Annotated in this window: 17 protein-coding genes; 13 read left to right on the top strand and 4 right to left on the bottom strand. The window is 68.1% G+C overall.

The features are described 5' to 3' along the window. Window positions 1–185: 185 nt before the first annotated feature. The 8 genes from CFB49_RS20590 to CFB49_RS20555 all read left to right on the top strand — a co-directional run bounded on the left by CFB49_RS20590 (window position 186) and on the right by CFB49_RS20555 (window position 8,505). Entirely contained in the window at window positions 186–1,283 is a 1,098-nt protein-coding gene (locus tag CFB49_RS20590) for a glycosyltransferase family 2 protein (protein ID WP_089492168.1), read from the top strand. A 6-nt stretch (window positions 1,284–1,289) separates the two neighbouring features. Continuing rightward, window positions 1,290–2,537 carry a glycosyltransferase family 87 protein gene (locus CFB49_RS20585; protein WP_089492167.1) on the top strand — a complete coding sequence of 416 codons (1,248 nt, stop codon included), beginning with the start codon at window positions 1,290–1,292 and terminating at the stop codon, window positions 2,535–2,537. A gap of 103 nt (window positions 2,538–2,640) precedes the next feature. Continuing rightward, window positions 2,641–3,708, top strand: a complete 1,068-nt coding sequence (locus tag CFB49_RS20580; protein ID WP_089492166.1) for an ABC transporter substrate-binding protein — start codon at window positions 2,641–2,643, stop codon at window positions 3,706–3,708. A gap of 13 nt (window positions 3,709–3,721) precedes the next feature. Further along, a complete protein-coding gene (locus CFB49_RS20575) occupies window positions 3,722–4,564 on the top strand; it encodes an ABC transporter permease (RefSeq protein WP_089492165.1) in 843 nt (280 codons plus the stop codon). Window positions 4,565–4,588: 24 nt separating this feature from the next. Then, complete coding sequence (locus tag CFB49_RS20570) at window positions 4,589–5,404, top strand: ABC transporter permease (RefSeq protein WP_089492164.1); 816 nt, start codon at window positions 4,589–4,591, stop codon at window positions 5,402–5,404. A gap of 50 nt (window positions 5,405–5,454) precedes the next feature. Continuing rightward, window positions 5,455–6,300 (top strand): ABC transporter ATP-binding protein, encoded by an 846-nt coding sequence (locus tag CFB49_RS20565; protein ID WP_089492163.1) that lies wholly within the window; start codon window positions 5,455–5,457, stop codon window positions 6,298–6,300. Window positions 6,301–6,448: 148 nt separating this feature from the next. Beyond that, the gene (locus CFB49_RS20560; protein WP_089492162.1) at window positions 6,449–7,402 is read left to right on the top strand and encodes a TauD/TfdA dioxygenase family protein; all 954 of its coding nucleotides are present in this window, start codon (window positions 6,449–6,451) and stop codon (window positions 7,400–7,402) included. Between the two features lie 155 nt (window positions 7,403–7,557). After that, window positions 7,558–8,505, top strand: a complete 948-nt coding sequence (locus CFB49_RS20555; RefSeq protein ID WP_089492161.1) for a TauD/TfdA dioxygenase family protein — start codon at window positions 7,558–7,560, stop codon at window positions 8,503–8,505. Between the two features lie 45 nt (window positions 8,506–8,550). Here CFB49_RS20555 and CFB49_RS20550 read toward each other — a convergent pair whose 3' ends face one another. Beyond that, window positions 8,551–10,212, bottom strand: coding sequence for an ABC transporter substrate-binding protein (locus tag CFB49_RS20550; protein WP_089492160.1), 1,662 nt, complete (start codon window positions 10,210–10,212; stop codon window positions 8,551–8,553). Window positions 10,213–10,571: 359 nt separating this feature from the next. Between CFB49_RS20550 and CFB49_RS20545 the strand changes: the two genes are divergently transcribed. Together CFB49_RS20545 and CFB49_RS20540 are read left to right on the top strand one after the other, a co-directional pair. Beyond that, entirely contained in the window at window positions 10,572–10,979 is a 408-nt protein-coding gene (locus CFB49_RS20545; RefSeq protein ID WP_069618378.1) for a DUF427 domain-containing protein, read from the top strand. Window positions 10,980–11,482: 503 nt separating this feature from the next. Then, window positions 11,483–12,475 carry a sulfonate ABC transporter substrate-binding protein gene (locus CFB49_RS20540; protein ID WP_089492159.1) on the top strand — a complete coding sequence of 331 codons (993 nt, stop codon included), beginning with the start codon at window positions 11,483–11,485 and terminating at the stop codon, window positions 12,473–12,475. Window positions 12,476–12,479: 4 nt separating this feature from the next. On the opposite strand, the gene CFB49_RS20535 is transcribed toward CFB49_RS20540, so the two are convergent. Then, on the bottom strand, window positions 12,480–13,064 hold the full coding sequence (locus CFB49_RS20535; protein ID WP_089492158.1) for a putative glycolipid-binding domain-containing protein: 585 nt from the start codon (window positions 13,062–13,064) through the stop codon (window positions 12,480–12,482). A gap of 196 nt (window positions 13,065–13,260) precedes the next feature. On the opposite strand from CFB49_RS20535, the gene CFB49_RS20530 reads away from it, so the two are divergent. Then, the gene (locus CFB49_RS20530) at window positions 13,261–14,169 is read left to right on the top strand and encodes a LysR family transcriptional regulator (protein ID WP_089492157.1); all 909 of its coding nucleotides are present in this window, start codon (window positions 13,261–13,263) and stop codon (window positions 14,167–14,169) included. Between the two features lie 4 nt (window positions 14,170–14,173). Here the strand turns inward: CFB49_RS20530 and potE are convergent, their stop codons facing one another. Continuing rightward, a complete protein-coding gene (gene potE, locus CFB49_RS20525; RefSeq protein WP_089492156.1) occupies window positions 14,174–15,559 on the bottom strand; it encodes a putrescine-ornithine antiporter in 1,386 nt (461 codons plus the stop codon). A 70-nt stretch (window positions 15,560–15,629) separates the two neighbouring features. Further along, a complete protein-coding gene (locus tag CFB49_RS20520; protein WP_089492155.1) occupies window positions 15,630–17,930 on the bottom strand; it encodes an Orn/Lys/Arg decarboxylase N-terminal domain-containing protein in 2,301 nt (766 codons plus the stop codon). 507 nt (window positions 17,931–18,437) lie between these two features. On the opposite strand from CFB49_RS20520, the gene CFB49_RS20510 reads away from it, so the two are divergent. Together CFB49_RS20510 and CFB49_RS20505 are read left to right on the top strand one after the other, a co-directional pair. Then, complete coding sequence (locus tag CFB49_RS20510; RefSeq protein ID WP_179234925.1) at window positions 18,438–20,618, top strand: ornithine decarboxylase; 2,181 nt, start codon at window positions 18,438–18,440, stop codon at window positions 20,616–20,618. Between the two features lie 62 nt (window positions 20,619–20,680). After that, on the top strand, window positions 20,681–21,202 hold the full coding sequence (locus CFB49_RS20505) for a hypothetical protein (RefSeq protein WP_089436257.1): 522 nt from the start codon (window positions 20,681–20,683) through the stop codon (window positions 21,200–21,202). Window positions 21,203–21,211 lie beyond the last annotated feature (9 nt).

The following is a 21,211-nucleotide window of genomic DNA, read 5'->3' as shown; positions in this document are numbered from 1 at the left end:
CGCTGCCAACTGCGTGTCATTCGTGCGTAGAATGATCCGACGGCTTGCCGACCGACCCGCGGCACGCCGCCGAGGCCCTCACAAACACAACGCATGGCAAGCGCGCCGATCCGGCCCCGTCTCCGCATATCCGGCGGCGACGGAACCACGCAATGCGGCGCAGACCAGACCTCACGGGGGGACGTATGTCCAGGCACACCCTGAAGCCGTTGGTATCGCTCGTCGTGCCCTTTCACGACGAAGCGGAAGCGATCGATGCGTTCTTCGCGACCACCGTTCCGATACTGGAAGCGATCGGCACCGCGCGCTTCGAAATCGTTTGCGTGAACGACGGCAGCCGCGACGGCACGCTGGACAAGCTGATCGACATCGCGGTCGCCGATCCCCGGGTGCGCATCGTCGATCTCACGCGGCGCTTCGGCAAGGAAGCGGCGCTCACCGCCGGCATCGACGAAGCGGCCGGCGCGGCCGTGATCCTGATCGACGCCGACCTGCAGGACCCGCCCGCGCTGATCCCCGCGATGCTCGAACGCTGGCACGCCGGCGCCGAGGTCGTCGCCGCGAAGCGCACCGACCGCCGGTGCGATCCGCTGATGCAGCGCGTGGCCGCCGCGCTCTACTACCGCGTGCACAACCGGCTCTCGGAGGTCGAGATGCCGGAGAACGTCGGTGATTTCCGGCTGATGGATCGCCAGGTCGTCGACGCGCTGCGCGCGCTGCCCGAGCGGCGGCGCTTCATGAAAGGCCTGTTCGCGTGGGTCGGCTACCGTACCGAGATCATCGAATACACGCGCGCGGTGCGCAGCGGCGGCCGCTCGAAATTCTCCGGGTGGCGGCGCTGGAACTTCGCGCTCGAAGGCATCACGAGCTTCAGCACCGTGCCGTTGCGCGTGTGGACCTACATCGGCCTCGCGTTCGCCGCGCTGTCGTTCGTCTACGGCGCGTACATCGTGATGCGCACGCTGCTGTACGGCAATCCGGTGCACGGCTACGCGTCGCTGATTTCCGTCATGCTGTTCGTCGGCGGCATCCAGTTGATCGGCATCGGCGTGATCGGCGAATACGTCGGCCGGATCTATCACGAATCGAAGCAGCGCCCGGTTTATCTCGTGCGGCGCCGCTACCGGGCCCATGCGCAGGCCGGCCAGCAACCCGCGCGGCACGCCGCGCCGCCGGACGGCCCGACGCTGCTGCAGTTTCCGGTCCGGCGCGTCGCGACGGCCCGGCGCCGGCAGACGGTCGTCGCGGGCGCACACGCGCTGCGCAACCTGTCGGTCAAGTAGCGCCGCATGGATATTTCCGGCTCGTCGATACGGCGCGACGAATGCGCGGTCCGCGTGTGGCTCACACCCGCACGCATCGCGCTGTACAGCGCGGTCATGCTGGCGATCGGCATGCTGCTGGGGTCGATCCTGCTCTGGATCGGCTTTCATTCGACCGATTCGGCCACGTTCCGCCCCGGTTCGGGGTACATGGTGTTCTGGTCGGCATCCCATCTGATGCTCCACGGCTCGCCGTGGCAGGCCTACGACGTCCCCGCGTTTTCTCGCGCGCTCGCCGGACTGTTCCCGTTGGCGGGCCGCCATGCGTTCCTGCCGTGGCTGTACCCGCCGTCGTACCTGCTCGCGGTGACACCGCTCGCGCTGCTGCCCTACGCGATCAGCTATCCGCTGTTCGTCGTGCTCGGCATCGTGCTGCTCGGCCTCGCGGTGTGGCGCGTGTCGGGGCTCGGCGCGGTACCCGGTGCGACACGCATCGGCTGGCTCGCGCTGGTCGCCTGCCCGGGGGTGCTCGTCACCGCGTTGCACGGACAGAACGCGATGCTGACCGCGGCGTGCGCCGCGCTCGCCGTGTATTTCGTCGACCGGCGGCCGATGCTGGCCGGCCTGTGTATCGGACTCCTGTCGGTCAAGCCGCAGCTGGCGGTGCTGTTCCCGTTCGTGCTGATTGCCGCGCGCGCATGGCGCGCGTTCGCGTGGGCCGCCGCGTGGGCGAGCGCGATCACCGCCCTGGGGATCGCGGCGGGCGGCATGGAACCGCTCCGCCTGTTTCTGCAGAATGCCGGCGCGCTGCGTTCGCTCATCATCGAGCATGGCGTGCCGTTCTGGTTTGCGTCGCCGACGCCGTTCGCGGCGTTTCGGCTCGCCGGCCTGTCGCCCGCCCTCGCGTTCGCCGGCCAGGCCGGCGTGGCCGCGATCGCGCTCGCGGCAGCGTGCCGCGTCTGGCGTCGCAGCCGGGACGTCAGACTGCGCGGCGCGATACTGGCGATCGCGACGCTGGCCGCCAATCCCTATGCCTGGCACTACGAACTGTCGTGGCTGTGCATCCCGATCGCGTCCATGATCGCGCTCGGCGCGCAGTACGGCTGGCGACGCGGCGAGCAGGGCCTCGTCGCCGTCATGTGGGCGCTGCCGCTGTACGAGTTTCTGAATCCGTGGATGACGCTGCCGCAGATCGGGCCCGCCGTCACGTCGATCGCGCTGCTCGTGCTGCTGCAGCGCGCGCGCTCGCTCCCGCGATCCCCCGCGCGGCGATAAGCATAGTTCAAATCGTTGCTTGTCCGGCCCCCGGGCGTCATCGAGAATGACCCGACGGGCTGCGGCCCGGCCTCGTTCCCCAACGTTCCGGATCCATCGATTCATGCTCCCACTGCGCCTGCTGCGATCGCTGCTGATCGCGTCCCTCATTGCGTTGCCGGCCGCCGCCGCGCACGCGGACAAACCCGCCACCATCCGCATCGGCGTCGCCCAGCAAGGCGCCGGCGATCCACCGACGTTCGGCGGATCGAGCGCCGCCACCGTGCAGTTGCAGCAACTCGTCGAAAAGGAATTCGCCGCCGACGGCATCAAGGTGGAATGGCTGTTCTTCAAGGGCGCCGGCCCGGCCGTGAACGAGGCGATCGCCAACAAGGCGCTCGACTTCGCATACCAGGGCGACCTGCCCGCCGTACTCGCGCGCTCGAACGGGATCAAGACGCGCCTGCTGCTCGCCGCGAGCGTGCGCTCGGGTATCAAGATCGCGGTGCCGCCCGACTCCACGATCCGCTCGATCAAGGACCTGAAGGACCGCCGCGTGTCGATCTTCCGCGGCACCAACCTGCAGCTCGTCGCCGACAACGCGCTCGCGAAGAACGGCCTCGGCGAACGCGACCTGCGCGTGATCAACCTCGACGCCGCCAGCTCGCTCGCCGCGCTCGCATCGAAAGGCATCGACGCGTCGGTCGGCGATTACGGGCTCTACAAGCTGCGCGACGCGGGCCTCGCGAAGATCATCTACGAATCGCAGAACGACGGGCCGCAGCTGACGCGCCAGACCCACCTGCTCGTGCTCGACGAGTTCGACCGCGCGCATCCCGACATCGTGCAGCGCGTCGTCACCGCGTTCGTGAAGGGCGCGCAATGGTCGTCCGACGAGGCGAACCGAGATGCGCTGTTCAAGCTCTGGGCAAAGAGCGGCGTGCCGTATTCGTCATGGCAGGCCGACTATGCGAACCAGCGCCTGAAGGACCGCCTGTCCCCGCTGATCGATCCGTTCGTCGTCGCGCGCTACAAGGCCGTCGCGCAGGATGCGCTGAACCTGAAGCTGATCCGCCAGCCGGTCGACGTCGACGGCTGGTTCGAGCCGAAGTATCTCGACAATGCATTGCACACGTTGAAACTCGAACACTACTGGCCGCGCTACGACGCGGCCGGCAAGCCCCTCTCCTGACCGGACCACCCCGATGAGCGACACCGCGTTTTCCGTCCCGTCGACCGAACCGCACACGCTCGCCGTGCCGCCGCGCCGCGCGGCCCCGGTGATACGGCTCGCGTGGCAGCTCGCCCCGTGGGTGCTGCCCGCGCTGCTGTTCGCGCTGTGGAGCGTCGGCAGCGCGCGCGGCTGGATCGCGCCGCAAATCCTGCCGCCACCCGAACGCGTGATCGACACGCTGGCCGAGCTCGCGTCGAGCGGCGATCTCGTGCGCCACACGCTGATCAGCCTGCAGCGCGTGCTCGTCGGCTTCGCGGCCGGCACGCTGCTCGGTGTAGCGATCGGCGTCGCACTGGGGCTGTCGCGCACGCTGGAAGCCTACGTGCTGCCGAGCTTCAACGCGCTCGTGCAAATCCCGGTGCTCGGCTGGCTGCCGTTCCTGCTGCTGCTCGTCGGCGTCGGCGAGCCGCTGAAGTACCTGCTGATCGCGCATGCGGCGCTCGTGCCGGTCACGCTGAGCACGTTGCAGGGGTTTCGCCAGGCGCCGCCCGCGCTCGACGAAGTCGCGCGCGGGTTCGGCTACACGCGCCGGCAACGCATCGTCCACGTCGTGCTGCCGGCCGCGATCCCGACGCTCGCGACCGGCGTGCGACTGGCGTTCACGAAGTCGTGGCTCGCGCTCGTCGTGGTCGAACTCGTCGCGTCGTCCGAAGGGCTCGGCTACCTGATCGTGTACGGACGGCAACTGTTCCAGCTCGATCTCGTGATGGCGGCCGTGGTCGTGGTCGGCGCGGTCGGCCTGCTGATCAACCGGGCGCTCGACGCACTTGAAGCGCGCCTGCGCCGCGGCGTGCCGTCCGCGTTTCGCGGCTGAAGCGCCCTCGAAGGAGAATCGCCCGTGCCGCATGCCGCTACACCGTCACTCACACCGCCCACCACGGCCGCCCGCCGCCTGTGTGCGCCCGACTGGCGCGGTTTCATGCTGCCGCTCGCCGCGTTTGCGTGCTGGTGGGCCCTCGCTGCCGCGCACGTCGTGAAAAGCGGGCTGTTCGTCGGCCCCGCCGACGTGCTGCACACCGCGTGGGCGCAGGCCACGAGCGGTGCGCTCGGTCGCGCATTGTCGGCGTCGCTCGCGCGCGAAGCATGCGGGTTCGCGATCGGCGCGACGGCCGGGCTCGTGCTCGGCGCCGTGCTCGGGCTGTCGCGTGTCGCCGCGCGGATGGTCGGCCCGAGCTTCGACACGTTCAAGCAGATCTCGCTGTTCGCGTGGATTCCGCTGATTTCCGTGTGGTTCGGCCTCGGCGACGTCGCGAAGGTCGTGTTCCTGTCGCTCGCCGCGCTGCTGCCGGTCGCCGCCCATACCTGCGACGGCATTCACGCGGTGCCGCGCACGTATGTCGACGTCGCCCGCGCACTGCGCTACTCGCGGCTTCAGCTGATCCGCTACGTGATCTTCCCGGCCGCGCTGCCGTCGATCTTCACCGGCCTGTATCTCGGCCTGATCTATTCGTGGCTCGCGACGCTCGGCGCCGAGTACCTGCTCGTCGCAGGAAGCGGAATCGGCAACACGCTGATCGACGGCAGCGAGCAGTTCCGGATGGATCTCGTGCTGTTCGGGATCATCGTCGTCGGCGTGACCGGCTGGGCACTGAACGCGACCGCGCGGGCGATCGAGCGCAAGGTGCTGGCGCGGCGCGGCGACCTCGCGCGCTGAGCGCCCTTTCCTTCCCCGTTCCTTCCGTTTCGCCCCTTCTTCGTACCGCCATGACGACTCTCACCTCCGATTCGCTCGACATCCTCCATGTCGGCAAGCACTACGCGCAACGCGGCGCGGCGCTCGCGGTGCTCGACGACGTATCGCTGCACGTGCGCGCCGGCGAATTCGTCACGATCGTCGGCGCCAGCGGCTGCGGCAAGTCGACGCTGCTGCGGCTCGTCGCCGGGCTCGACACCGATTACACCGGCGAAATCCGCGCTGGCGGCGAACGCGTGCGCGACACGTCGCTGCAGCGCGGCATCGTGTTCCAGGATCACCGGCTGTTCCCGTGGCTGACCGTCGAACAGAACATCGGCGCCGCGCTGCGCAACGCGCCGCTGGACGCCGCCGCGAAACGGCGCGCGATCGCGGAACACATCGCGCTCGTCGGGCTGAACGGCTTCGAGCACGCGTTTCCGAACCAGTTGTCGGGCGGGATGGCGCAGCGCGTCGCGATCGCGCGCGGTCTCGTGAACCGCCCGCGCGTGCTGCTGCTCGACGAGCCGTTCGGCGCGCTCGACGCGCAGACCCGCGCGAAGATGCAGAACGAACTGCTGCGCATCTGGGAACAGGAGCGCATCACGATGCTCCTGGTCACACACGACGTCGACGAAGCCGTCTATCTCGGCGACCGCGTCGTCACGATGGCGCCGCGACCGGGCCGCATCGCGCGCATCGTCGACGTCGCGCTGCCGCGGCCGCGCCGGCGCGATTCGCCGGCATTCGCGCGCTTGCGCGACACGGTGCTCGCCGATTTCGACGATAGCGAACCGCCGGACGACGACGGTTCGGGCAGCCAGCGCATCGACGCGGCGCGCCCGCACCGGATCGGCGAATGGCGGCTCGCGTGGTAAGCGCATGCCATCCCGAATCGCTCAGCATCACGACACATATCGTTCATCGCAGCGCGCACGCTAAGGTTGTGACGATTCATCGGTTCCGGTTCCGCGCGGCGCCTGCTTGAATGGAGACTCGACCGACCCGACTCCCAGGAGACTCCCGATGTCCGATGTCCAGCATGCCGCTCACTCGTCTTCGCCTGCTTCGCACGCCGCGCCGCGCACGGCCGCCGTCCCGCTTCAGCTTCGCCAGGTCGCCGGCCGGATCGGTGCCGAGATTGCCGGCGTGCGGCTGTCGGCCACGCTCGACGACGCGACGTTCGACGCGATCAACGCCGCGCTGCTGCGCCACAAGGTGCTGTTCTTCCGCGGCCAGCACCATCTCGACGACACCGCGCAGGAAGCGTTCGCCCGCCGCTTCGGCGACACGGTCGCGCACCCGACCGTGCCGTCCGTCGACGGCAGCGCGGCGCTGCTCGAACTCGATTCCGCGCACGGCGCACGCGCCAATTCGTGGCACACCGACGTGACCTTCGTCGATGCGTACCCGAAGATCTCGATCCTGCGCGCGGTCGTGATCCCGCCGTTCGGCGGCGACACCGTATGGGCCAACACGGCCGCCGCGTACGCGCATCTGCCCGATTCGCTGCGCGCGCTCGCCGACACGCTGTGGGCGCTGCACACGAACGCGTACGACTATGCGTCGACGCACGTGCACGCCGACGATGCGCAACTGAAGCGCTACCGCGAAGTGTTCACGTCGACCGTCTACGAAACCGAGCACCCGGTCGTGCGCGTGCATCCGGAAACCGGCGAACGCACGCTCGTGCTCGGGCACTTCGTGCAGCGGCTCAAGGGGCTGTCGGCGCAGGATTCCGCGCATCTGCTGCAGGTGTTCCACGAGCACGTGACGCGCCTCGAGAACACCGTGCGCTGGAACTGGCAGGAGGGCGACGTTGCGATCTGGGACAACCGCGCGACGCAGCACTACGCGATCAACGACTACGGCGATGCGCGCCGCGTCGTGCGCCGCGCGACCGTTCACGGCGACGTGCCGGTCGGCGTCGACGGCCGCCAGAGCGTCCTGCTGAAAGGGCCGGGCGCCACGCTGCAATAACGTCCGCTTATCCACGTCACGCGGCGGCGCTTTTCCGCGCGCCGCCGCGCTCCTTGCTGGAGGACACCCGCCATGAGGCTCGCACCACCGGACCGACACTTGCACGCGCAACGATGTCGTCCGTCTTCCCCGTTCACTTCCGCCAGGAGCGTCGCATGAGCGCCCTACTCGAACCCGCCGCCCACCCGGTCGACGTGATTCCGCTGTCCGCCCATATCGGCGCGGAAATCCGCGGCGTCGACCTCACGCAACCGTTGACCACGCCGCAGATCGCGGCGATCCGCGCCGCGCTGCTGAAATGGCGGGTGATCTTCTTCCGCGAACAATTCCTCACGCACGACCAGCATGTCGCGTTCTCCGCGCAGTTCGGCGAGCCGACGGTCGGCCACCCGGTGTTCGGGCACGTCGACGGCCATCCGGCCGTCTATTCGATCGCGAAGCATCGCAAGGCGACGCGCTTCGAAGGCGAGCCGGTGCGCCGGCCCTGGACCGGCTGGCACACCGACGTGACGGCAGCCGTGAACCCGCCGTGGGCATCGATCCTGCGCGGCGTGACGATCCCGCCGTACGGCGGCGACACGCACTGGACGAATCTCGTGCGCGCGTACGAAACGCTGTCCGCGCCGCTGCGTGGCTTCGTCGACACGCTGCGCGGCATCCATCGCTTCACGCCGCCGCCCGGCGCGCGCGCGACCGGCGCCTTCGACGACGCGGTCGAGCGCCGCCCGCTCGTGACCGAACATCCGCTCGTGCGCGTGCATCCGGAGACCGGCGAACGCGCGCTGTACGTGAGCCCGAGCTTCCTGAAATCGATCGTCGGGCTGACGCCGCGCGAGAGCCAGGCGCTGCTCGAACTGCTGTGGGAGCACGTGACGCGGCCGGAATTCACGATCCGCTTCAAGTGGGAGCCGCGCAGCATCGCGTTCTGGGACAACCGGGCGACCGCGCATCTCGCGCCCGTCGACATCTTCGATCTCGACTTCGACCGCCAGCTGTATCGCACGACGCTCATCGGCGACGTGCCGGTCGGCCCCGACGGCCGCCCGTCGGTCGCGCTCGAAGGCACGCCGGTCGAAACCGCGGCCGCCGTCGCACTCAACTGATGCGGCAAATGCCGGCGCGTACGAACGCGCCGGCCCCCGCTTACATCAATCGAGCCACACGCCGTCGAACCGGTGCCCGCCGAGCGGCGAGAACGTCAGCCCGTGCACGCGCCTGGAGATCGGCAGCGACACGATCGACGTCGCGATCGGCGTGAACGGCACCTGATCCTTGAATACCACCTGCGCCTGCTCGTACAGCGCCGTGCGCTTCGCGACGTCCCCATTCGAGCGCGCGGCCGTCACGAGTTGCTCGAAGTCCTTGTTGCACCACTTCGCGAGATTGCTGCCGTGCACCGCGTCGCAGCCGAGCAGCGTGCCGAGCCAGTTGTCGGGGTCGCCGTTGTCGCCCGACCAGCCGTACAGGATCGCGTCGTGCTGGCCGTCGTGCTTCGCGCGGCGGTTGTATTCGCCCCATTCGTAGCTGACGATCTTCGCGCGCACGCCGATCTTCGCCCAGTCCTGCTGGATCAGTTGCGCCATCAGCTGCGCGTTCGGGTTGTACGGGCGCTGCACGGGCATCGCCCACAGCGTCAGGTCGAAGCCGTTCGGGAAGCCGGCCTGCGCGAGCAGCGCCTTCGCGGCGGCCGGATCGCGCGGCGCATCCTTCAGGCGCGGGTTGTACGACCATTGCGCGGGCGGCATCGGGTTCGTCGCGATCGTCGCGTCGCCGTTGAACACGGTCTTGATGATCGCCGTCTTGTCGATCGCGATGTCGAGCGCGCGCCGCACGTCGACGCGATCGAGCGGCGGATGCTGCGTGTTGTACGCGACGAAGCCGACGTTGAAGCCCGTCCCCGAAAACAGCGTCAGCTTCGGGTCGCGCCGCACGGTCTCGAGATCGGCCGGCCGCGGAAACGCCGACACCTGGCACTCGCCGGCCACGAGCTTCTGCAAGCGCGCGGCCGGATCGGGCGTGATCGCGAACACGAGGCGCGAGAGCTTCACGTCGTCGGGCTTCCAGTAGTCGGGATTCGCGTCGTAGCGGATCAGCGCGTCCTTCTGGTACGTACGCAGCACGAACGGCCCCGTGCCGACCGGGAACTGGTTGATGTCCGACTCGCGATGGCGCGCGGCGAGCTGGCCCGCATATTCGGCCGACAGCACCGACGCGAACGCCATCGCGAGATTGCGCACGAACACGACGTCGGGCGACCTCAGCACGAAGCGCACCGTGTAGTCGTCGACCTTCTCGATGCGCTCGACGTTGTAGTCGAAGCCGAGATCGCTGAAATACGGGAAGCTGACCGGATAGGCCTTGCGGAACGGGTCGTCCGGGTCGAGCATCCGGCGGAACGTGAACACGACGTCGTCGGCCTGGAACGGCCGCGTCGGCGTGAACCACGCGGTGGTCTGGAATTTCACGCCGCGCCGCAGATGGAACGTGATCGTGCGCTGGTCGGGCGACACGTCCCAGCTCGTCGCAAGCGCCGGTTCGAGATCGAGCGTGCCGCGCTTGAACTGCACGAGCCCGTTGTAGACCGGGTACGTGCTCGCATCGAAATCGGTGCTCGTCGTGTGCTGGCCGGGATCGAAGCCGGCCGGGCTGCCTTCGGTGCAGTACACGAGCGTCTTGCCCGCGGGCGCCGCGAGTGCGTGCGTCGCGGCGCCGGCCAGCAGCAGCGACGCGGCGATGCAGCGGAGCGCGGCAGCGGCAGGCGATACGCCGCTCGAACGGCGCGCGGCTGACGAAACGAAAGGATTCTTCATGGTGGCAAAGGGAAGAAAGAGGTGTCATGCGAATGACGACCGTCGATCTTCGCGCGCCGCCCGCCGATCGCTTACCAATTAATTCCGCGTTGCTTATCGTCGCGGATGCATCCCGCTGCCGCTGCATCGGAACGTCCATGCGAGCGCCGCAGACAGGTTCGCGAACGCCGCCCGCTCGGCGTCATGACGCAGCGCCATGCGCTCACGGCGGCGGACGTCCCTTCCGGCCCCCTGCAACTTCCGCCGAATGGGTGCATCGTATCGGTTGGCCAACGCCGGCACCGGTGCGCGGGAATCCGCCGGCGCACGCGTGCCGGCACCGCGCACCCGCGGGTGCGCGCCGTTCCTGGAGGACCCCGATGTCGATCAACCCCGATACGCCCTCTCGTCCCGTGAAGTCGCCGGGCCCCGATCACCCGATCCTGATCGAACCGCACTCGTCGCGCGTGGTCGTGAAAGTCGCCGGCAAGGTCGTCGCCGATACGCGCCATGCGCTGGTGCTGCGCGAGGCCAGCTATCCGGCGGTGCTGTACATTCCGCGCGAGGATGCCGACATGTCGCTGCTCCAACGCACCGACCACGCGACCTACTGCCCGTACAAGGGCGATTGCGCGTACTACTCGATTCCAGCCGGCGGCGAACGCGCGACCAACGCGGTCTGGACGTACGAGCATCCGAATCCGGCCGTCGAGTCGATTCGCGGGCATCTCGCGTTCTATCCCGACCGCGTCGATTCGATCGAGGAAAGCCTGCTCGTCTCCGAGTGAGCCCGGCGACGCGCTGCCGCGTCACCGTTCACGTATCGTCCGGCCGCTGATTTGCATATGCGGATTCATTGGTTGGCCGCCGTCCCGCCGGGCCGTATCGTCTCGACACCGGCGCGGGCCGGCCCGTTGCGCGCGTCGCCCGCATCCGGCCCGGTCCTGCGCCGGCCGCGCCGCCTTCGCGCGCGCCCCGTGAACCCGCCAGCAGGACGCCTTAGGGCGTGTTCACGCTAATAACGGGTTTGCGAACGTGCCTTTCCGCCCGCAGTGCAAGGAGTAAGGAGCGCCGTTTGGCCGTGCCAAACAAGCGACGCACGACGCCGCAATGTGGGCGGAAAGGCACGTTCCCCTGTTTGGAAAAATTCATTCGCGGGGCTGGCCCCCAGAAGGGCCGATCGCCGCGTCATGCTCCTCGCGAATACGTCGAGTATTCGCTTCGTCGCAATCCTTGCGCTCGGCCCTTCTGGGGGCCAGCGCAAACCCGTTATTAGCGTGAACACGCCCTAATGAACGACACACCGCACGCAGACCTTGAAACGACCCCGGCGAACCCGCGCCGCCGCCGGTGGCTGCACGGCGCGGCCGCCGGGCTGGCCGGGCTCGCGCTCGGGCCGCTCGCGGCCGTGCCCGCCCGCGCCGCCGACAGCGGCACGCGGCTGCGCGTCGGCTTCCAGAAATACGGCAACTTCGTCGTGCTCAAGGCGCGCGGCACGCTCGAGAAGCGTCTCGCGAGCCGGGGCGTCACCGTGCAATGGCTCGAATTCCCGGCCGGCCCGCAACTGCTCGAAGGGCTGAACGCCGGCGCGATCGACGTCGGCACGGTCGGCGAAACGCCGCCGATCTTCGCGCAGGCCGCCGGCGTCGATTTCGTCTACATCGGCAACGAGCCGCCCGCGCCGCAGGGCGAGGCGATCGTCGTGCTGCCCGATTCGCCGATCCGCACCGTCGCGCAACTGCGCGGCAAGAAGGTCGCGTTCAACAAGGGTTCGAACGTCCACTACCTGCTGGTGAAAGCGCTCGAGCACGCGGGCCTTACGTATGCCGACATCCAGCCGATCTACCTGACGCCCGCCGACGCGCGCGCCGCGTTCGTGCAGCGCAGCGTCGATGCGTGGGTGATCTGGGATCCGTACCTGGCCGCCGCCGAACGGCAGCTCGGCGCGCGCGTGGTCGCGAACGGCGACGGGCTCGTGCGCAACACGCAGTACTACCTCGCGGCGCGCCAGTACGCGGCCGCGCATCCGCAGGTGCTGCGCGCGCTGCTCGACGAAGTCGACGCGGTCGATCGCTGGGCGCGCGATCACGTGCCCGAGGTCGCCGCGCAACTGTCGCCGCTCGTCGGCCTCGACGCGCCGACGCTCGAAGTCGCGCTCAAGCGCGCCGGCTACGGCGTGCAGCCGATCGGCGATGCGACGCTCGCGTACCAGCAAGGCATCGCCGACGCGTTCAGTACGCTGAAGCTGATTCCGGGCAAGCTGTCGGTCGCCAGCGCGCGCTGACGCGTCACGGCGCAGCCGCCCCGCCGATGCGCCGCCATTCGTCGTAATCGGTGACGAGGCCCGCATCGTCGATCGCGATATCGGCCGCATACGTGCCGCTCTCGTAGCGGTACACGTTGGGCGCCGTGCGCGTATAGCGCTGCTCGCCGCGCACGATGACGATATCCGGAAAACGCAGCCACGCGGTGCGAATCTCGGCCGACTCGCCGACGGCGAGCGCCAGCCGGCGGATCGGCAGCGTATTGGTCGACGGACTGAAGCCGAGATCGATGTCGGTCGCGCCCGCGAGCGCCGGCGCATCGACGCCGTCGATCGTCCACTGCCCTGCATTGCATGCGATGTCCCATTGCCTTGGCGGCGCCGTGCCGGTCCAATGCGTCACGCGCGCCGAGCGCGTGAGCCAGTCGGCGCCGCACGCGATCGCGTAGTCGATACGAAACGGCGTGCCGCCGATCGCCCCCGCCACCGCACCCGCCAGCGCGATGCCCGTTCGCGACTCGTCGAGCCGGCACCATTCGGCCGCCTGCCACGTCTGCACGTTCTGCCATGCGACGCAATGCGTCCGTCGCACTTCACTCCGTTGCGTCATGTCGCGTCTCCTGTCGGCCGTGCGAAAGAATGCCGATTTTCGCTCACGGTGCCGACGAACGCACGCGGCTTCGGCAGCATCGTGAGCGCGCCGGCCGATCATCAGTATCGGCCCGACGCGCACCATCGCGTCGACGCCGCTTTGGTACCATCCGTCGATCGGTAAAAATCGAACGGAAGACACGAGGCGCGACTTCATGGATCTGTTGGCGACGATGCGCATCTACGTGAGAGTCGTGGAGCGCGGCACGATGTCCGGCGCGGCGCGGGATCTCGACATGGGCCAACCGGCCGTCAGCGAACGCATCGAGAAACTCGAAAGGCATCTCGGCACGCGGCTGCTGATGCGCAGTGCGCGCACGCTCGCGTGCACGGAGGAAGGCCGCCTCTTCTACGAACGCAGCAAGGCGCTGCTCGAAGCGGCCGAACTGGCCGTGGCGTCGGTGTCGAGGACGGAGAACGCGCTCGACGGCACGATCCGGCTCGCGGCGCCGCAGTGTTTCGGCGAGGTCGTGCTGCCGGCCGTACTGATGCAGATCCGCACCGCGTATCCGAAGCTGCACATCGACCTGGTGCTGAACGACGAGATCGTCGATCCGGTTACCGAGGGCGTCGACATTTCGATCCGGGTCGGCCAGCTTCGCGACGGCGGCTTCGTCGCATACGCGCTCGGCGCGGTCGGCCGCGTGCTCGTCGCCGCGCCGTCGTATCTCGAGCGGCACGGCCCGCTCGACACGAAGGCCGATCTCGCGAACCATCCGTTCATCCGCGTGAAAGGCGTATTCGCGAACGAACAGGTGCCGCTGCAGCGCGACGGCGGTGCGGTCGAATACGCGCGCATCCGCACGGTCATGACCGCGAGCCACTGGCGCCCGATGTTCGACACGATCGCGGCGGGCGGCGGCATCGGCGTGGTCCAGCATCCGGCTTGCGCCGACGCGCTCGCGCACGGCCGGCTCGTCCGCCTGCTGCCGCACTACGACGTCCCCGACTTCGCGCTCAACGTGCTGGTACACGCGCAGCGGCCGTTGCCGCCGCGCGTGCGCGCCGTCGTCGATCTGCTGAAACGCGCCCTGCCGCCGCTGCTGGCGCAACGTCCGCGCTAGCAGGTCACGTCTGCAGCGATTTCCCCGGCTCCTTCACGTGCGCGTCGACCTCCATCTGGTAGAAGCGCGCGCTGACGAAGCCGAACAGCGTCCAGCCGAGGAACACGCACAGGCCGCCGAGCATCAGCGCCTGCTCGCCCGAGCTGTAGAGCGCGTAGAAGCTGTACGCGGTCGCGACCATCGCGACCACGTTCGTCACCAGCGCCTTGCCCGGCGACACCTTCGCGACCTTCTGGATCGTGATCAGCGCGGCCATCGACATCACGTAAGGCACGAGGTTGGTGACGACCGCGAGATCGACGATCTTCTGGAACTGGCTGCTCAGTTCCGGGCTGATCGTCATCAGCGCCAGCGCGACCTGCGCGACCAGCAGGATCACCATGCCGACGATCGGCGTGCCCGTGCGCGTCGCGCGGGCGAACACCGGCAGGAAGTAGCCGACGTCCGCCGAGCTCTTGAACACCTGCGCCACCGTGAACTGCCAGCCGAGCAGCGAGCCGATGCACGCGATCACCATCAGCGCGGTGACGATCGTGCCGACGGTCGGCGTGAACATCGTCGCGAACGCGAGGCCGAATGGCGCATTCGACTTCGCGAGGATCGCGTTGGGCACGATCCCGGCGATCACGTTGGTCGACACGATATAGAAGATCGCCGACGCGATCGTGCCGCCGAGCACGGCGATCGGCACGTTGCGCTCGGGATTCTCGACGGCATCCGCGTTCGCGCACGCCGATTCGAGCCCGAGGAACGCCCACAGCGTCACCGCGATCGAGCCGCCGACGGCCGGCCCGAACGGCATGTCGTGCGGATTCCACGCGGCACCCCAGGTCGCGCCGCTGAACCAGAACCAGCCGATCAGCGACACGACGACGACCGGAATGATCACGCCCCACACCGTCACCGCGCCGATCCGGCCGGTGATGCGCGAGCCGCCGAAGTTCGCGACCGTCGTCAGCACGAGCAGGAAGATCGTCCACAGGCCCGTCTGCAGCGGCGACAGCGTCGCGTCGAACAGCACGGTGCCGTAGCCGACCGCCGTGACGCCGATCGCGACGTTGGCGATCACGAGCGACAGCCCGTACGTGTAGTTCGCCATGTAGTTGCCGGCCTTGCCGAACGCGTATTCCGCGTAGCCGCCCATCCCGCCCGGCTTGCGGCTCAGCATCCCGCAGCGCGCGAACGCATAGGCCAGCGCGAGCGAGCCGCCGGCCGTGACGATCCACGACAGCAACGAGATCGTGCCGACCTGCGCGAGCTTCGCCGGCAGCAGGATGATGCCGGAGCCCATCATGTTGACCGCGGTGAGAATGGTGAGCTGCCAGACGTTCATCCGGTTCTTCGGTGCGGCCGCCGGGGCCGCGTCGGCCAGGTGCGCTGCGTTGTCCATGGTGTTCGATCCTTCGATGTGAGGCCGCCGCGCGGCCGGTCGCCCGTTCGCCGGGTCAGGCTTCGGGGCTTCAGGCCGTCAGGCAGTACACGCGGTACGTGCCGTCCTCGACTTCCACGCCGTGCGTGTCGTGCGCGAAGCCCGGAAAACGCCGGTCGTACGCTTCGAGCGCCTTCAGGTAGCCGAGCACCGGGCCGCCGGCCGGCCCCGCGTTCTCGCCCGGCATCAACAGCGGAATGCCCGGCGGATACGGCACGACGCCGGTGGCCACCGTGCGCCCGGCCAGCTCGTCGAGCGTCACCTGCTCGACGCGGCCCTGCACGAGATGCTCGTACGCGCGCACCGGGCTCATTTCCGGCTTCGGCAGGATCGAGAACGCCTCCGACATCAGGCGCGTCGTGCCGAGCTGCTCCATCGCCGCGAACATCGTGTCGGCCAGATCCTTCAGCCCCATGCCCGCATAGCGCGACCCATGCTCGTTCGCGAGCGACGGAATCGCCATGTCGAGCGGCAGGTTCGCGTCGTAGTCGCGCTTGAAATCGCACAGCGCGCTGACGAGCGAGCCCCACTTGCCCTTCGTGATGCCGATCGAGAACAGGAACAGGATCGTGAAATCGGTCGTCTTCTCGACGACGATCCCGCGCGCATCGAGATACGCGGTGACGACGCTCGCCGGGATGCCGACCGGCATCAGGCCGCCGGCCGGCGCCACGCCCGGCGTGACGATCGACACCTTGATCGGGTCGAGCATGCAGTAGCCGTCCTCGATATTGCCGAAGCCGTGCCATTGCGCGCCGGGGCGCAGCACCCAGCACGCCGGGTCGCTCGCGAGCAGCTCGGGCGGCGCCTCGTGGAACGGCAGCGTGCGGCCCGTGCGCGCCTCGAGCACGGTGTCGGGCTGCCAGCACTCGAAGAACCAGTCGCCCTTCGCGCCGAATTCGCCGTTCATCCGCGCGATCATCTGCCGGAACGCGACGGCCTCCTCGATCGATTCGCGCGTCAGCGCGGCGCCGCCGGGGCCGTCCATCATCGCGGCCGCGACGTCGTTCGACGCGATGATCGCGTAGTTCGGCGACGTCGACGCGTGCATCATGAACGTTTCGTTGAACTGACCATGCGGAATCGGGCTGCGGCCGTCGCGCACGTGGATGTACGACGCCTGCGACAGCGCGGTCAGCAGCTTGTGCGTCGACTGCGTCGCGAATACCGTCGGCCGGTCCTTGTGGTGGTCGCGCGGGTCGCCGTGCATCGCATGGCGGTCGCGGTAGATCGGATTGAAACGCGCGTAGCCGTACCACGCTTCGTCGAAATGCAGCCGGTCGACGCTCGCGCCGAGCAGCTCCTCGACGCGCGTCACGTTGTAGCAAAGGCCGTCGTACGTCGAGTTGGTCACGATCGCATGCTTCGGCTGGCGGTCCGCCAGCCCCGCCGCGAGCGGATTCGATGCGATCGCCTCGCGGATCGCCGCTTGCGTGAGGCGCTCCGATGCGATCGGCCCGATGATCCCGTAGCGGTTGCGCGTCGGCACGAGGTAAGTCGGAATGGCGCCCGACATCGTCATCGCATGCTCCGCCGACTTGTGGCAGTTGCGGTCGCACAGCGCGATCTGGTCGCGGCTCACGCTCGCCATCAGGATGATGCGGTTCGACGTCGACGAGCCGTTCGTCACGTGATACGTACGATGCGCGCCGAACACGCGCGCCGCATAGCGTTCGCTTTCGCCGATCGGGCCCGAGTGATCGAGCAGCGAGCCGAGTTCGCCCACCGAGATCGACAGGTCCGAGCGGAACAGCGATTCGCCGAAGTATTCGAAGAACGCGCGGCCGACCGGCGATTTCAGGAAGCCGGTGCCGCCCGTGTGGCCGGGCGTATGCCACGAGTATTCGTAGACGCGCGAGAACTTCGCGAGCGCGCCGAACATCGGCGGCAGCACGGTCGAGCGATAGCGTTCGATCGCCGCGTGGATGCGCCCGCCGATGAAGTCGGCCGTATCCTCGAGCAGCCACACGAAATCGTCGACCTTGCCCATCACCGCGGCCGGCACCGTCGACGCGACGCTGCGATCGGCCAGCAGGAAGATCGGCACGCTGCCGTTGCGTTGACGGATCGCATCGACCACCGCCTCCGACGGCCCGTGGCCGTCCACACCGAGATCCCAGTCGAGCAGCACGCACTGGATCGACGGATCGGAGCGGATCAGCACGATGGCATCGTCGGCGGACGTCGCCGTCAACACGTCGATACCGCGTTGCGCGAGCTCCGTGCTCAGCGTGCGGACCGCACGCCCGGTTGCCGTTTCCTGCGCGATCTCGTCGTCGACCAGTAGCGCGCGCATGCCGAGGCGACGAATGCCGCCGGCGGAAGTGTTCATGTTCTTGCCCTCGCTGTTGCGTTGCTTCGATTGGTATCGTTCGTCTCACGAGCACGCGGACGGCAGGTCACGGGCAGCGGCATGAGACGCTCGCCATTCCGGCTTGATTCGCCATCCAGTTCGGAGCCGACTATGCCATGAACGCCTTTCGATGAAAAGCCGACGATTCGGTGAAACCATCGGCGCATTTCCAATAGGATTTCAACATTGGATCATTTTTATATGCGCCGCAGCACGCCAATTCCCGATCAATTGATCAGGCTCATCCGCCAATGACATTGACGATGCCGGTCGATTGAATTCGCGTGCCTTTGTTGCTACGATCGGCTGCGCCGGGCACTGTCCGATCACGGCCGTGCCGCGCTGCTCAACGCTTCTCGGTGCAGTCCGCATTCGGCGTTCGGCATTCGCGGGAGCATTTCAATCGGCTGCAGCGCGTGTCGTAATCGACGTGACGCGCCGGCGCGAATGCGGCTCCCGTTTCAGGTCATTTACCGGAGAGTTCGCGTGAGCCTGTTGAAAATCGCAGTCGAGCCGGCGCTGATCGGCGCCTTTCTCACCACGCACGAACAGGTCGACGTATTTCAGACCGATTTCACGAATATCGCGGCCATCGTCGTCGGCATCGATGCCGCGGAGAAGGTGCTGAAAACCGTCGAGAGAACCGGCTTCGCGATTCCGTTCTTCGTCGCGGTCGAACCCGACCAGGAAGTGCCGCCGTCGGTCCTGCCGAGCGCGAGCGGCGTGATCCCGCTCCGGCAAGGCGGCCGCCATTACCACGGCCGGCAGATTTCCGCCGCGGCCGACATCTACAGCGAGAACCTGCTGCCGCCGTTCTTCAAGGTCATGCGCGACTACGTGCAGCGCGGCTACGTCGAATTCGACTGCCCGGGCCACCAGGGCGGCCAGTTCTTCTCGAACCATCCGCTCGGCCGGATGTTCTTCGATTTCTTCGGCGAGACGCTGTTTCGCTCGGATCTCTGCAACGCGGACGTCCGGCTCGGCGATCTGCTGATTCACGAAGGGCCCGCGCTGGAAGCGCAGCGCAACGCCGCGCGCATCTACAACGCGGATAAAACCTGGTTCGTGCTGAACGGCACGTCGACGTCGAACAAGGTCGTCACGAGCGCGCTGCTCGCGCCCGACGATCTCGTGCTGTTCGACCGCAACAATCACAAGTCGGTGCACCTCGGCGCGCTCGTGCTGTCCGGCGCGCGGCCGGTCTACCTCGAAACCGCGCGCAACGCGTGGGGCCTCATCGGCGGCGTCGACAGCGCGGCGCTCGGCGAAGCGCGCATTCGCGACGCGATCCGCGACGTCGCACCCGAGCGCGCCGACCTGCCGCGCCCGTTCCGGCTCGCGGTGATCCAGCTCGGCACCTACGACGGCACGATCTACAACGCGCGCGAAATCGTCGACCGGATCGGGCATCTGTGCGACTACATCCTGTTCGATTCGGCGTGGGTCGGCTACGAACAGTTCATCCCGATGATGCAGGACTGCTCGCCGCTGATGCTGACGCTCGGGCCCGACGATCCCGGCATCTTCGTCACGCAGTCGGTGCACAAGCAGCAGGCCGGCTTCTCGCAGACATCGCAGATCCACAAGAAGGACAGCCACATCGAAGGGCAGAAGCGCTTCTGCGATCACCGGCGCTTCAACAACGCATACATGATCCACGCGTCGACGAGCCCGTTCTACCCGATGTTCGCGGCGCTCGACGTCAATGCACAGATGCATGCGGGCCCGGCCGGCAGGCGCCTGTGGCGCGACTGCGTCGCACACGGCGTCGATGCGCGCAAGCTGCTGCTGAAAACGTGCCGCCAGATTCGCCCGTTCGTTCCGCAGCAGATCGACGGCCGCCCGTGGGCCGACTACCCGACCGAGCAGATCGTCGACGACCTGCGCTTCTTCCGCTTCCACCCGGCCGACAGGTGGCACGGCTTCGACGGCTATGCGGACGACCAGTATTTCGTCGATCCGTGCAAGCTGCTGCTGACCACGCCCGGCATCGATCGCGATACGCACGAATACGCGCCGTTCGGCGCGCCGGCGCCGATCCTCGCGCGCTACCTGCGCGAGCACGGCGTCGTGCCCGAGAAAGCCGACCTGTATACGATCCTGTTCCTGCTCACGCCGTCGGAAAGTTCCGGCAAGCTGCAGCATCTGGTCGCGCACCTCGCGCAGTTCGAACGTCATCTCGATCAGGACACGCCGCTGCGCGAAGCGATTCCGTCGTTGTGCGACGCCTATCCGGAGCTGTACGGCACGATGCGCCTTCGGCAGCTGTGCCAGCGCATGCACGATTTCTACCGCGGCCACGACATGAAGCATCTGCAGAAACAGATGTTCCGGCGCGCGCAGTTCCCGAAGCAGGCGATGCTGCCGCAGGCCGCGAATACCGAGCTGATCCGCAACAACGTCGAGCTCGTCACGCTCGACCGCATCGAAGGCCGGATCGCGACCGAAGGCGCGCTGCCCTATCCGCCCGGCATCTTCTGCGTGGTGCCCGGCGAAGCGTGGGGCGGCCCTGCACTCGACTACTTCCGTGCGCTCGAAGCCGGGATCAACGCGCTGCCGGGCTTCGAGCCGGAAATCCAGGGTGTGTACCTGCAGACGAAGCCGGACGGCACGAAGCAGGCGTCGGCATACGTGGTCGCAGCCGGCGCCGACGCGTCGCGGGCCTGATCGCGATCCGCCGTGCCCGACCCGCGCGGCGCTGGCGCGCCGCGTGTATCATCGCCGCCATCATGCCCATCCGACCGCTTCGTCCGCTCCTGATCGCCCCGGCGCTCGCCGTCTCCATCGCCGCGCATGCGCAGCAGGTCGGCGTGGTCGCCGACGGCGTCTACTACACGCCGAATACGCATCTCGCGGCAGGCACGTCGCTGCAAGTGCTGCCCGACGACGACCAAGGCGTCGCGCGCTGCTGCGCGATAATCACCGGCCCCGCCGGCAAGCCCGGCAACCAGATTCTCGACAGCCTGCACGACGACCGCGCGATCGCCGCGTACGCCCTGTCGCTGCCGAAGTCGGTGCCGGCGGACACGCGCGGCTTCGGCGTCGTCGGCACCGCGCATTTCGTGCGCCAGGGCGCACACCCGGAAGCCGTGCTCGACGGCGGCTTGCCACTCGCATTCTCGACCTGCACGTCGGCGGAGGGCACGCATTACCTCGGGCGCAAGGTCGGCGCCAACAAGTTGCTCGTGCACCTGTATCAGTACTTCGACGGCGAATTCGAGCCGACCTGCAAGGATCGCGACCTGAAATGAATGAACCCG

It is taken from the genome of Burkholderia sp. AU17457, assembly GCF_002223255.1.
GTDB classification, from domain to species: Bacteria; Pseudomonadota; Gammaproteobacteria; order Burkholderiales; family Burkholderiaceae; genus Burkholderia; species Burkholderia sola.
This window is presented reverse-complemented; position numbering and strand designations above follow the sequence as displayed.